At 69.1% G+C, this 12,023-nt stretch carries 14 protein-coding genes; 12 read left to right on the forward strand and 2 right to left on the reverse strand.

Features of this window, described 5'->3' with window-relative positions; all coding sequences use genetic code 11:
* A partial coding sequence (locus tag Q0326_RS13995; RefSeq protein WP_298691539.1) for a ribose-phosphate pyrophosphokinase occupies positions 1 to 816 on the reverse strand: 816 nt, incomplete at its 3' end.
* 115 nt (positions 817 to 931) lie between these two features.
* On the opposite strand from Q0326_RS13995, the gene gltX reads away from it, so the two are divergent.
* Genes gltX through Q0326_RS14030 form a run of 7 tightly spaced genes read left to right on the forward strand, consistent with a single transcriptional unit; the run spans position 932 to position 6,379 of the window.
* The gene (gltX, locus tag Q0326_RS14000; RefSeq protein ID WP_298691541.1) at positions 932 to 2,275 is read left to right on the forward strand and encodes a glutamate--tRNA ligase; all 1,344 of its coding nucleotides are present in this window, start codon (positions 932 to 934) and stop codon (positions 2,273 to 2,275) included.
* A 33-nt stretch (positions 2,276 to 2,308) separates the two neighbouring features.
* Positions 2,309 to 2,626 carry a hypothetical protein gene (locus Q0326_RS14005; RefSeq protein ID WP_298691543.1) on the forward strand — a complete coding sequence of 106 codons (318 nt, stop codon included), beginning with the start codon at positions 2,309 to 2,311 and terminating at the stop codon, positions 2,624 to 2,626.
* A complete protein-coding gene (ribD, locus tag Q0326_RS14010) occupies positions 2,623 to 3,642 on the forward strand; it encodes a bifunctional diaminohydroxyphosphoribosylaminopyrimidine deaminase/5-amino-6-(5-phosphoribosylamino)uracil reductase RibD (protein ID WP_363304164.1) in 1,020 nt (339 codons plus the stop codon). The genes Q0326_RS14005 and ribD overlap by 4 nt, the downstream gene beginning before the upstream one ends.
* A gap of 10 nt (positions 3,643 to 3,652) precedes the next feature.
* Positions 3,653 to 4,270: a riboflavin synthase gene (locus Q0326_RS14015; RefSeq protein WP_298691545.1), complete on the forward strand. Its 618-nt coding sequence runs from the start codon at positions 3,653 to 3,655 to the stop codon at positions 4,268 to 4,270.
* Positions 4,267 to 5,409 carry a 3,4-dihydroxy-2-butanone-4-phosphate synthase gene (gene ribB, locus Q0326_RS14020; RefSeq protein WP_298691547.1) on the forward strand — a complete coding sequence of 381 codons (1,143 nt, stop codon included), beginning with the start codon at positions 4,267 to 4,269 and terminating at the stop codon, positions 5,407 to 5,409. The genes Q0326_RS14015 and ribB overlap by 4 nt, the downstream gene beginning before the upstream one ends.
* Positions 5,409 to 5,825 (forward strand): 6,7-dimethyl-8-ribityllumazine synthase, encoded by a 417-nt coding sequence (ribH, locus tag Q0326_RS14025; protein ID WP_298691549.1) that lies wholly within the window; start codon positions 5,409 to 5,411, stop codon positions 5,823 to 5,825. Before ribB ends, ribH begins: the two co-directional genes overlap by 1 nt.
* Entirely contained in the window at positions 5,822 to 6,379 is a 558-nt protein-coding gene (locus Q0326_RS14030; RefSeq protein ID WP_298691551.1) for a GNAT family N-acetyltransferase, read from the forward strand. The genes ribH and Q0326_RS14030 overlap by 4 nt, the downstream gene beginning before the upstream one ends.
* A 55-nt stretch (positions 6,380 to 6,434) precedes the next feature.
* Here Q0326_RS14030 and Q0326_RS14035 read toward each other — a convergent pair whose 3' ends face one another.
* Positions 6,435 to 7,523: an alkene reductase gene (locus Q0326_RS14035; protein WP_298691553.1), complete on the reverse strand. Its 1,089-nt coding sequence runs from the start codon at positions 7,521 to 7,523 to the stop codon at positions 6,435 to 6,437.
* Between the two features lie 57 nt (positions 7,524 to 7,580).
* Between Q0326_RS14035 and Q0326_RS14040 the strand changes: the two genes are divergently transcribed.
* From Q0326_RS14040 to ssb, 5 genes are all read left to right on the forward strand, one after another.
* Positions 7,581 to 8,519 carry a DMT family transporter gene (locus Q0326_RS14040; protein WP_298691555.1) on the forward strand — a complete coding sequence of 313 codons (939 nt, stop codon included), beginning with the start codon at positions 7,581 to 7,583 and terminating at the stop codon, positions 8,517 to 8,519.
* An 8-nt stretch (positions 8,520 to 8,527) separates the two neighbouring features.
* Positions 8,528 to 9,199, forward strand: a complete 672-nt coding sequence (locus Q0326_RS14045; protein WP_298691557.1) for a COQ9 family protein — start codon at positions 8,528 to 8,530, stop codon at positions 9,197 to 9,199.
* A gap of 198 nt (positions 9,200 to 9,397) precedes the next feature.
* Entirely contained in the window at positions 9,398 to 9,640 is a 243-nt protein-coding gene (locus tag Q0326_RS14050; protein WP_298691565.1) for a FeoA family protein, read from the forward strand.
* 7 nt (positions 9,641 to 9,647) lie between these two features.
* Positions 9,648 to 11,528, forward strand: coding sequence for a ferrous iron transporter B (locus Q0326_RS14055; RefSeq protein ID WP_298691559.1), 1,881 nt, complete (start codon positions 9,648 to 9,650; stop codon positions 11,526 to 11,528).
* A 69-nt stretch (positions 11,529 to 11,597) separates the two neighbouring features.
* Positions 11,598 to 12,023 (forward strand): single-stranded DNA-binding protein (ssb, locus tag Q0326_RS14060; RefSeq protein WP_298691561.1); only part of this gene is annotated, 426 nt, incomplete at its 3' end.

Below are 12,023 nucleotides of genomic sequence, written 5' to 3' on the forward strand. Positions count from 1 at the left end.
GATCGAGTCGGTGATGACCAGCTCGGTCAGCCGCGATCCCTCGACCCGCGCCACCGCGTTGCCCGACAGCACGCCGTGGCTGACATAGGCGACGACACCCTCCGCCCCCGCCTCGCACAACGCCGCCGCCGCGTTGCACAGCGTGCCGGCCGAGTCGACGATGTCGTCGATCAGGATGCAGAACCGCCCCTCGACGTCGCCGATGATGTTCATCACCTCCGACTCGCCGGCCCGCTCGCGCCGCTTGTCGACGATGGCGAGGGGTGCGTTGTCGAGCCGCTTGGCCAGCGCCCGCGCCCGCACCACGCCGCCCACGTCAGGCGACACCACCATCAGGTTGCGCCCCGCAAAGCGCGCCTGGATATCGGCCGCCATCACCGGCGCGGCATAGAGATTGTCGGTCGGGATATCGAAGAAGCCCTGGATCTGCCCGGCGTGGAGATCCATCGACAGCACGCGGTCGGCACCTGCCACGGTGATCAGATTGGCAACGAGCTTGGCCGAGATCGGCGTGCGCGGGCCGGGTTTCCGATCCTGCCGGGCATAGCCGAAATAGGGCAGAACCGCGGTGATCCGCCGCGCCGACGAGCGTTTGAGCGCGTCGATCATGATCAGCAATTCCATCAGATTGTCATTGGCCGGGAACGCCGTCGACTGGATCACGAACACGTCCTCGCCGCGGACATTTTCCTGGATTTCGACGAAGATCTCCTCGTCGGCGAAGCGCCGCACGCTCGCCTTGGTGAGCGGCATGTCGAGATAGTCGGCGATGGCTTGCGCCAGCGTCAGGTTCGAATTGCCCGACAAGAGTTTCATCGCTTGAATATCCCGACCAGCCGCCCCCGCCCCGGGGCCAATGTTCGCGCGCCTTAGCGACGCCAGCTCCCGCTGCCAAGTTGCGGTACGATGACACGCTGCCTAGAGGGACGATATGTCCCAAGTTCGTACCATCACGCGTTTCGCACCGTCGCCGACCGGCCGGCTGCACGTCGGCAACATCCGCACCGCGCTGGTGTGCTGGCTGGCGGCGCGCGCGGACGGCGGCAGCTTCATGCTGCGCATCGACGATACCGACGCGGCGCGCTCGACCGAGGATTTCGTCGACGCGATCCGCACCGATCTCGGCTGGCTCGGGCTCGTGCCCGACGGCGAGGTCCGCCAGTCGGACCGCTTCGCGCTCTACGAGGCGGCCTTCGAGACGCTCCATGCCGGGGGGCGCGTCTATCCCTGCTACGAGAGCGAGGAGGAGCTGTCGGTCAAGCGCCGGATCGCGCGCGGCCGCGGACTGCCGCCGATCTATGATCGCGCGGCGCTCACGCTGACCGCGGAGCAACGCCATTCGCTCGACGCGACGGGCGCCACGCCGCACTGGCGGTTCAAGCTCGACGGCGCGCCGATCGCCTGGGACGATCTCGTCCGCGGCCCGCAGAAATTCGACGGCACGCTGATGTCCGATCCGGTGATCCGCCGCGCCGACGGCAGCTGGCTCTATCTGCTGCCCAGCGTGATCGACGACATCGACATGCGGATCAGCCATGTCGTGCGCGGCGAGGATCATGTCTCCAACACCGCGGTGCAGCTGCAGATGTTCGCGGCGCTCGGTGCTCGTGCCCCGGCCTTCGCGCATATGGCGCTGCTGGTCGGTACCGACGGCAAGCTCTCCAAGCGCGAAGGCGCGATCGGTGTCGGCGCGATCCGCGACGAGGGTATCGAGCCACAGGCGCTGCTCGCCCTGCTCGCGCGGATCGGAACGAGCGACCCCGTGGTGCCCGTCGCGGCGGCGGTCGACTTGATCGAGGGTTTCGCGTTCGGCCATATGGGCCGCGCTCCGGCGCGCTTCGATTCGGCCGAGCTCGCGCAACTCAATGCGCGCACGCTGCATCTCCTGCCGTTCGACGCGGTGCGCGAACGGCTGCCGGCCGGGATCGACGAGACGGTCTGGCTGGCGATCCGCCCCAATCTGACGACGCTCGGCGAGGCGGCGGCCATGTTCGCGACGATCGAGGGCCCGATCGCGACGCCCGCCTTCGACGCCGACGACCGGATCTTCGCCGGACACGCCGCGGAGGCCGCTCAGACGCTCGACTGGTCCGCAGCGCCCTGGGCCGCGCTCACCGCCGCGCTCAAGGGCCTGACGGGGCGCAAAGGCAAGACTTTGTTCCTGCCACTCCGGCTAGCGCTGACCGGTCAGGATCACGGCCCCGAAATGGCGGCACTGCTCCCGCTGATCGGTCGGGACCGTGCGATCGCACGCTTGCGCGCCGCCGCCGGCTAGCCGCGCGCGCGCGTCCACCCTATCTTGTCCGCCATGTTCCTCCCCACGCCCCGCAACATCGCCGCGAGCGCCCGCGACCTGCGCGTCTTCCTGACCACGCGCGAGCGCCACGAATGGCTGTTCGCGGGGCTGGCGGTGGCGATCACCGTCTTCATCCTGTTCGCCTTCTGGCATGATTCGCGCGTCGAGCCGATGCAGGAGATCGTCTTCGTCCAAAGCTGGCCCGCCAACCGCACCGACGCGGAGATCATCGCCGAGCAGAAGAAGGACCGGATCGCCCGCGACCGCGCCGAGGCCGCGCGGCGCGCCTCGTTCCAGAAGGTGCAGAAGGCGACGACGGGCTGGCTGTGAGCGCTTCCATCGCGGCCGACGACGCGCGCTGGATGGCGAGCGCGATCGCGCTCTCCGAACGCGGCCGCGGGCGCACCGCGCCCAACCCCAATGTCGGTTGCGTGGTCGTGCGCGACGGGCGCGTCGTCGGGCGTGGCTGGACGCAGCCGCGCGGGCGCCCGCATGCCGAGGCGATGGCGCTCGACCAGGCCGGCGCCGCGGCGACCGGCGCGACCGTCTATGTCAGCCTCGAACCCTGCGCGCACGAGAGCATGCGTGGACCCGCCTGCGCCGACCTGCTCGTCGCGGCACGGCCGGCGCGCGTCGTAGCAGCGCTGACCGACCTCGATCCGCGCACCGCCGGCCGCGGTTTTGCGCGGCTGCACGAGGCGGGGATCACGGTCGTCGAGGGCGTCGGCACGGACGCCGCGCGTCGCGCGATGGCGGGCTTCCTGATGCGGCAGGCGCGCGGACGGCCGCATGTCACGCTCAAGCTCGCGACCTCGCTCGACGGCAGGATCGCGCTGGCCTCGGGCGAGAGCAAGTGGATCACCGGCCCGGAGGCGCGCGCGCACGGCCACCTCGAGCGCGCGCGGGCGGACGCGATCCTCGTCGGGCGCGGCACCTATGAGGCGGATGCGCCAAGGCTCGACGTGCGGCTTCCGGGATTGGAAGAGCGCAGCCCACGGCGCTTGCTCTTGACCACCACGGCAGGGGGCGAGCGCCGCCCGTCCTTCGACTTCGCTCAGCACGAACGGGCGTGGGAAGTGGTCGCTTCGCCCCCCGACATCGCCACCCTTGCCGCCGTCGACCACCTCCTCATCGAAGGTGGCGCCGGCGTCGCGTCGAGCGTTCTTGCCGCCGATCTGGTCGATCGGCTGCTGCTCTACCGCGCCCCGATCCTGATCGGCGCCGGCAAGCTGGGGATCGGCGACATCGGCCTTGCGAGCCTTGCCGACGCGAACGGCCGCTGGGCACTGGCCGACGCGCGGACATTGGGGCAGGACCGACTCGAAATCTACGAGCGGCAGCGCTAGGGGAACGGCCATGTTCACGGGCATCATCACCGACATCGGCACGATCGCACGCATCGAAAGGCGCGGCGACCTGCGCATCGTGATCGACAGCGGCTACGACATGGGCTCGGTCGATCTCGGCGCGTCGATCGCCTGCTCGGGCGTGTGCCTGACCGTCGTCGACAAGGCCCCCGCCGGCGCGCCCGGCTGGTTCGCGGTCGACGTCTCGGGCGAAAGCGTGTCGCGCACCGCGCCCGCGATGTGGGCCGAGGGTCACAGGCTGAACCTGGAACGCGCGCTGAAAGTCGGCGACGAGCTCGGCGGGCATATCGTCACCGGCCATGTCGACGGCATCGGCACCGTCGTCGAGGTTCGCGCCGACGGCGATTCGCACCGCATCGAGATCGCCGCGCCGCAGGCGATCGCACCCTATCTCGCCGCCAAGGGCTCGATCACGATCGATGGCGTGTCGCTGACCGTCAACGACGTCGCCGACCAGCCCGACGGCCAGGTCCGCTTCGCGATCAACATCATCCCGCACACCGCCGCGCTGACCACGCTGGGCGCGCTCGGCGCCGGCGATCGGGTCAATCTCGAGATCGATATCCTCGCCCGCTATCTGGGCCGCATGGAGCAGCTCCGCCGATGACCGCCGCCGAACCCTTCCGCCGCATGCGCCACGCCTTCCTCTCGACGACCGAGGAGATCATCGACGAGGCCAAGAACGGCCGCATGTTCATTCTCGTCGACGACGAGGACCGCGAGAATGAGGGCGATCTCGTCATCCCCGCGCAGATGGCGACGCCGAGCGCGATCAACTTCATGGCAACCCACGGCAAGGGGCTGATCTGCCTCGCGCTCGCCAAGGAGCGCGTCGAGCAGCTCGGGCTCGACCTGATGAGCCGCCACAACGGCACCCGCCACGAGACCGCCTTCACGGTCTCGATCGAGGCGCGCGACGGCGTCACCACCGGCATCTCGGCGGGCGACCGCGCGCGCACCGTCGCGGTCGCGATCGACGCGTCGAAGGGCAAGGAGCATATCGTCACCCCCGGCCACGTCTTCCCGCTGATCGCGCGACCGGGCGGCGTGCTGGTCCGCGCCGGCCATACCGAGGCCGCGGTCGACGTCTCGCGACTTGCCGGGTTGAACCCCTCCGGGGTGATCTGCGAGATCATGCACGAGGACGGCACGATGGCGCGGCTCGACGATCTCGTCTCCTTCGCGCAGCTGCACGGGCTCAAGATCGGCACGATCCGCGACCTGATCGCCTATCGCCGCCGCCACGACCATAATGTCGAGAAGATCGCCGAGGCCAAGTTCGACAGTCGCTATGGCGGCGAATGGACCGCGATCACCTATCGCAACAAGGCGATCGACACCGAGACGCTGACGCTGGTCAAAGGCCGGCTCGACCCCGCCAAGCCCGCGCTCGTCCGGATGCACGCGCTCGGCATGTTCAGCGACGTGCTGGGTCTCCAGGATCCGCGCGAGGGGCTGCTTGGCCGCTCGATGGAGGCGATCGCCGAGGAAGGCAGCGGCGTCGTGGTGATCCTCGCCCGCCAGGGGCCGATGAGCGACCTTGTCCGCGCGATGGCGACGACAAAACGCCCCGACATGCAGGAACTGCGCGACTATGGCGTCGGTGCGCAGATCCTCGCCGAGCTCGGCATCCACGACATGATCCTGCTGACCAATTCGCACCATACGCTGATCGCGCTCGACGGCTATGGGCTCAACATCGTCGGCGAACGCAAGATCGGCGATTATGCCGCGGGAGAGAATTGATGGCGCGTGTCCTGATCGTCGAGGCGCGCTTCTACGACCATCTCAACGACCTGCTGCTCGCCGGCGCCCGCGCCGCGATCGCCGCGGCGGGCCACAGCCATGAGACGATCACCGTCCCGGGGGCGCTCGAAGTGCCCGGCGCGATCGCGCTGGCGGCCGACCAGTATGACGCTTTCGTCGCGATCGGCGTGGTGATCCGCGGCGAGACCTATCATTTCGAGATCGTCGCGGGCGAGAGCGCGCGCGCGCTAATGGCGCTGACGCTCGATGGCCTCGCGATCGGCAACGGCATCCTCACCACCGAGGACGAGGCGCAGGCGCTTACCCGCGCGCGCCCAACCGAAAAGGACAAGGGCGGCGAGGCCGCCAAGGCGGCGCTGGCGATGCTGGCGCTCAAGGACAAGTTCGCGCGGTGACGCCCGTCGTCCTGTCGACGCCGCGCTTGATCCTGCGCGTGCCGGAGGCGGGCGATTTCGACGACTGGGCGCGGTTCTGCGCCGATGCAGAGACGATGCGCTATCTCGGCGGCGTGCAGGACCGCGCGACGGCGTGGCGCACGATGTGCGGCATGGCGGGTGCGTGGATCGTGCGCGGCTTTTCGATGTTCTCGGTGATCGCGCGAGACAGCGGTCGCTGGATCGGCCGGGTCGGGCCGTGGCAGCCCGAGGGCTGGCCCGGCACCGAGGTCGGCTGGGGCATCCTGCCCGAATGTACTGGACGCGGGCTGGCGCAAGAGGCCGCGGTGGCGACGATCGACTATGCGGTCGATGTGCTGCGCTGGTCGGACGTCATCCACACCATCCATCCCGACAACCACGCCTCGATCGCGCTCGCCGTGCGACTGGGCTCGACGCTGCGCGGGCCGGCGCGACTGCCGGCGCCGCTGGACGCGATGCGCGTGGACGTCTGGGGACAGAGCGCTGAGACGTGGCGCGCCGCCCGGCGATCCCGCGAGTCGGCGCCCCGCTGATCCCGATCCCGTCACCCCGGGCTCGAGCCGGGGTGACGGGAAGGGCCGACGCATATCAGGCCGCGACCGTCTCTTCCGCGAATGGATAGTCGGTATAGCCCACCGGACCCTGACTGTACCAGGTCGGCGCGACGTCAGGGGTGAGCGGCAGCTGCTCGCGCAGGCGCCGCACCAGATCGGGGTTGGAGATGAACGGCCGGCCGAAGGCGATCGCGTCGGCCACGCCGTCGTCGAGCGCGTCCTGGCTCTTCTCGGCGGTGAAATCCGAGTTGAGAATCAGCGGCGCCTTGAAAACCTTGCGGATGTCGGGCGAGATCTTGGGCACCTCGGTGTTGCCGAACGTGCCGTCCGGGCCCGGCTCGCGCAGTTCGAGGAAGGCGATGCCGATCGCATCGAGCTTGGCGGCGGCGGCGGTGAACAGCGGCACCGGATCGCTGTCGTCGACACCCTGCGAATTGCCGTTGGGCGACAGCCGCACGCCGGTACGGTCCGCGCCGACGACGTCGACCAGCGCCTGCGTCACCTCGCCGAGCAGGCGGATGCGGTTCTCCACCGAGCCGCCATAGGAATCGTCGCGAAAATTGGCGTTGTTGCGCAGGAACTGGTCGATCAGATAGCCATTGGCCGAGTGGAGCTGGACGCCGTCGAACCCAGCCTTCAGCGCATTGGCGCCGGCGAGTCGATAATCCTCGAGCAGGCGCGGTATCTCGTCGAGGCCGAGCGGCCGCGCGGTCTCGAAATCCTGCTTGCCCTCATAGGTGTGCGCCTGGCCCGCGGTCGCGGTCGCCGACGAGGACACCGGCTGGCCGCCGATCACCGACGAGTGGACCTGCCGCCCCATATGCCAGAGCTGGACGACGATCCGCCCGCCAGCCTCGTGGACCGCATCGGTGATCGGCTTCCACGCCTCGACCTGCGCATCGCTCCACAATCCCGGCGCATAGGGCCAACCGAGCCCTTCCTGGCTGATCCCGGTCGCCTCGGTGATGATCAGCCCGGCGGAGGCACGCTGCCGATAATAGTCGATCATCAGCTCGGTCGGGACATGCGCGCGGGTCGCGCGGCCGCGGGTGAGCGGCGCCATGATGATGCGATTGGGGGCGGCGATCGCGCCAAGCTGGATGGGATCGAAGAGCGTCGGCATAGGATTGGTCTTCCTTTGCAACGGGACAAGCCGTCGGAGCGGGCTATATGGGGCGCGATGCACGACCGTCCAGCCCCGCCCGAGCCGATCTTCGAGCAAGAAATTCTTGCCGACGACCCGCCTGCCGCTGCCGCCGCGGCCCCGCCGCCGCGATTGGCATTCGCGGCCTTGATGCTGGGCAATGTCGTGCTCGCGATCGGCCCGTGGTTCGTGCGGATGGCCGATGTCGGCCCCCTCGCCTCGGGCTTCTGGCGGCTCGCGCTGGCGATCCCCTTCCTGTGGCTGATCGCCTTGCGGTCCGGGCAGCGTTTCAATGCGCTGCCGCCGCGACTGTGGCGCGCGACGATCCTGGCGGGCGGCTTCTTCGCGCTCGATCTCGGCTTCTGGCACGTCGGCATCCTTCACGCCAAGCTCGCCAACGCGACCTTGTTCGGCAACATCTCGAGCTTCTTCTTCGCGGGCTATGGCTTTCTGGTCGCACGTACCCTGCCCGGACGCTGGCAGGCGCTCGCGATCGCGCTCGCGCTGGTCGGCACGACGCTGCTGCTCGGCCGCTCCTACCAGCTCTCCGCCGATCGGCTGGCGGGCGACCTATGCTGCCTGGCCGCGGGGCTCAGCTATGCCGGCTACATGATCGCGGTCGACCGCGCCCGCGCGACCCTCGGTACCTGGCCGACGCTGGCGATCGCGACCGTCGCGGCGGCCGCGCTGCTGCTGCCGACCGCGGTGCTGATCGAAGGGTCGATCTGGCCGCATCATTGGGGTCCGCTGCTCGCGCTGGCGATCGGTAGCCAAGTGGTGGGGCAAGGGCTGCTCGTCTATGCGATCGGCACGCTGCCGCCGCTCGTCGTCGGCCTCGCGCTGCTTACCCAGCCGCTGGTCGCCGCAGCGATCGGCTGGGGCGTCTATGGCGAGCGGCTGACCCCGCTCGACATCGTCGGCGCGCTGCTGATCGCGACCGCACTGGTGCTGGTCCGCCGCCGCCCCGCAGGCTAGAAGGGCGAATGGCCGACACCCTGCTCCCGACCTTGCCCTCTGATCCGACGCTCGACGAGATGCGTCTGGCGCTCGGCGCCGCGATCCCCGCCCAAGCCATGTTCGACGGCTGGGGCGACGCGGCTCTCGAAGCCGCGGCGAAGGGGCTCGGCCTCGATCCCGGCCACGCCCGGCTCGCCTTTCCCGACGGCGCGATCGGGATGGTCGACGCCTGGTATGCCAGCATCGACGCGCGGCTCGCCGCCGCCTTCCCGCCCGAGCGCATCGCCGCGATGAAGATCCGCGACCGCATCGGCGCGCTGATCCTCGCGCGTCTCGATCTGGTGCGGCCGACCAAGCAGGCGGCGCGCACCGCGCTGGCGCTGCTCGCGCGCCATCCCGTCGCCGCGACCAAGCTCGGCTGGCGCGCCGCCGACACGATGTGGCGGATCGCCGGCGACACCGCGACCGACCTCAACCACTATAGCAAGCGGCTGACGCTGTCGGCAGTCTACGGCGCGACGCTGGTCGTGTGGCTCGACGACGAGAGCGCGGAGGAGACCGACACGCGCGGCTTTCTCGACCGCCGGCTCGCCGACGTGATGCGCATCGAGAAGCTCAAGGCGCAGTTCCGCCCCGATCCCGAGCGCCAGTTCAGCGTGACGCGGCTACTCGGCCGGCTGCGCTATCCGGCGAGCTAAGCTGTTCGCCGTCGTCCCGGCGAAAGCCGGGACCCATAGATACGGCGTCGCCGCTCTCCGATCGCACCGCATCCACGGGTACCGACTTCCGTCGGGACGGCAGTGGTACGCGGCTCGTCGCCTTCTCGCTGGCGCTTCGCGTCCGTTATTGATAATGACTATCACGGGAGTTTACTCCGTCGAACTGGATCCGTGCCCGTGCGCCTCGACCAATTGCCGCTCAACCGCCCCGCCCGCGTGCTCGCGATCGCGTGGGCCGACCTCGCCGACACCGCTGCGCGCCGCCTACGCGAACTGGGCCTCGACGAGGGCGTGACGGTGGAAGCGCTGCATGTCGCGCCGTTCGGCAAGGATCCGATCGCGTGCCGCGTGGGTCGCATGACCGTGGCGCTCAGGCGGGCGCAGGCGCACGCGATCTCGGTCGAAGCGCTGGCGGCCTGACCGGACGATGAATCCCGCACCGATGGTGGCGCTGGTCGGCAATCCCAATGCCGGCAAGAGCGCGCTGTTCAACGCGCTGACCGGCGCGCGGCAGAAGGTCGGCAATTATCCGGGCGTGACGGTCGAGCGCAAGGCGGGCCGGATGAGCCTGCTGGATGGCCGCCCGATCGAACTGATCGACCTGCCCGGCACCTATTCGCTCGAGCCGGCCAGCCCCGATGAGCAGGTCACCCGCGACGTGCTGTTCGGCCGGCAGGAGGGCGAGCGTCTGCCGCAGGCGATCCTGATCGTCGTCGACGCGACCAATCTCGACAATCATCTCCGCTTCGCGCTGCAGCTGATCCGGCTAGGGCTCCCGGTGGTGGTCGCGCTCAACATGATCGACATGGCCGAGCGCGACGGGCTGACGATCGACGCCGCCAAGCTCTCGGCCGAGCTCGGCGTGCCGGTGATCCCGACGGTCGCGGTGCGCAAACGCGGCATCGACGAGCTCAAGGCAGCGATGGAGAGCCTGATCGGCGACGGCGGCGTGCGCCGGATCGCGGCCGGGCCGGGGGTGATCCAGGAGGATATCGTCGTGCTCCAGCGCCGCGCGCGCGCGATCGCGATTGCCGCCACGCGCGAAGAGCAGGGCGCGCGCCGCTGGAGCCATCGGATCGATGCGGTGGCGCTGCACCCGGTCGGCGGTCCGCTGCTGATGGCGGTCATCCTGTTCGTGATGTTCCAGGCGGTGTTCGCCTGGGCGCAGGCGCCGATGGACGCGATCACCGCGCTGTTCGATACGATCGGCAGATGGGTCCAGACCGCGCTGCCCGGCGGCTTCCTGCGCAATCTTCTGACCGAGGGCGTGATCAAGGGCACCGGTGCGGTGATCGTGTTCCTGCCGCAGATCCTGATCCTGTTCTTCTTCATCCTGATGCTCGAGGCGACGGGCTATATGGTCCGCGCCGCCTTCATGATGGACCGCGTCATGGCGCGCGTCGGCCTGTCGGGCCGCGCCTTCATCCCGCTGCTGTCGAGCTTCGCCTGCGCGGTGCCCGGGATCATGGCGACGCGGACGATCGACGATCCGCGCGACCGGCTGACCACGATCCTGATTGCGCCGCTGACCACCTGTTCGGCGCGGCTGCCGGTCTACACGCTGATCATCAGCGCCTGCATTCCCGCACGCCACGTGCTGCCGGGCGTCGGCCTGCAGGGGCTGGTGCTGTTCGGCCTGTACGTGCTCGGCACCGTCGGTGCGATGGCGGCGGCCTGGGTGCTCAGGCGCACCGTCACCAAGGGGCCGAGCCAGGGCTTCATGATGGAGATGCCCAAATATCAGATGCCGTCGCTCCGAGACGTGGGCTTGGGACTCTGGTCGCGCTGCGTGATCTTCCTCAAGCGCGCCGGCACGATCATCCTGCTCTCCAACGTCATCCTCTGGGTGCTCGCCTCCTATCCGGTGGCGCCCGCGGGGCAGAAGCAGACCGAATATTCGATCGCCGGCCGGATCGCCTCGGTGATCGAGGTCGTCGTCAAGCCGATCGGCTTCAATCACAATATCGCGCTTGCCCTGCCGCCGGCGATGGCCGCACGCGAGGTCGCGGTGTCGGCGCTCGCCACCACCTATGCGATCGACGCGGGCTCGTCGGCGGGCAATGACGCCGCCGAGGAAAAGACCGACCAGGCGCTGGGCAGCAAGCTCAAGGTCGACTGGCCGCTGCCGACCGCGCTGGCTTTCCTGATGTGGTTCGTGTTCGCGCCGCAATGCCTGTCGACGATCGCGGTGACGCGTCGGGAGACGAATGGGTGGAAGTGGCCCGCCTTCATGGTTGGCTATTTGTTCGTGCTCGCTTATGTCGCGGCAGGAGCGACCTTCTGGATCGCGACCTGGGCAGGACTTTAACAGCAACCGCGATTTCCGAGTCGCCGGGCGAAATGCCCGGCTCGAAATCGCTCTAGGCGGAGAGCGGGCATGGCCGGCGTCAACAAGGTGATTCTCGTCGGTAATCTGGGGCAGGATCCGCAGTCGCGGTCGTTCCAGAATGGCGGCAAGGTGGTCAACCTGCGTATCGCGACCTCGGAGACGTGGAAGGACAAGCAGTCCGGCGAGCGCAAGGAAAAGACCGAATGGCATTCGGTCGCAATCTTCAACGAGGGCCTTGCCAACACCGCCGAACGCTATCTCCGCAAGGGCTCGAAGGTCTATATCGAGGGCAAGCTGCAGACCCGCAAATGGCAGGGCCAGGACGGGCAGGACAAATATTCGACCGAGATCGTGCTCCAGGGCTTCGATGGCACGCTGGTGATGCTCGACGGCCCCGGCGGCGGCCAGGGTGGCGGTGCCGGCGGCGGCGGCGCGCGCTCGGGCGGTGACGAATGGGGCGGCGGTGACCAGGGC

The organism is uncultured Sphingomonas sp., from assembly GCF_937859915.1.
Classification (GTDB): domain Bacteria; phylum Pseudomonadota; class Alphaproteobacteria; order Sphingomonadales; family Sphingomonadaceae; genus Solisphingomonas.

Excerpts from the sequence above, each read along its gene's own strand:
- gltX (WP_298691541.1), top strand. The coding sequence starts at position 932 with ATGTCCCAAGTTCGTACCATCACGCGTTTCGCACCGTCGCCGACCGGC.
- Q0326_RS14005 (WP_298691543.1), top strand. The coding sequence starts at position 2,309 with ATGTTCCTCCCCACGCCCCGCAACATCGCCGCGAGCGCCCGCGACCTG.
- Q0326_RS14015 (WP_298691545.1), top strand. The coding sequence starts at position 3,653 with ATGTTCACGGGCATCATCACCGACATCGGCACGATCGCACGCATCGAA.
- ribB (WP_298691547.1), top strand. The coding sequence starts at position 4,267 with ATGACCGCCGCCGAACCCTTCCGCCGCATGCGCCACGCCTTCCTCTCG.
- ribH (WP_298691549.1), top strand. The coding sequence starts at position 5,409 with ATGGCGCGTGTCCTGATCGTCGAGGCGCGCTTCTACGACCATCTCAAC.
- Q0326_RS14035 (WP_298691553.1), bottom strand. The coding sequence starts at position 7,523 with ATGCCGACGCTCTTCGATCCCATCCAGCTTGGCGCGATCGCCGCCCCC.
- Q0326_RS14040 (WP_298691555.1), top strand. The coding sequence starts at position 7,581 with ATGCACGACCGTCCAGCCCCGCCCGAGCCGATCTTCGAGCAAGAAATT.
- Q0326_RS14045 (WP_298691557.1), top strand. The coding sequence starts at position 8,528 with ATGGCCGACACCCTGCTCCCGACCTTGCCCTCTGATCCGACGCTCGAC.
- Q0326_RS14055 (WP_298691559.1), top strand. The coding sequence starts at position 9,648 with ATGAATCCCGCACCGATGGTGGCGCTGGTCGGCAATCCCAATGCCGGC.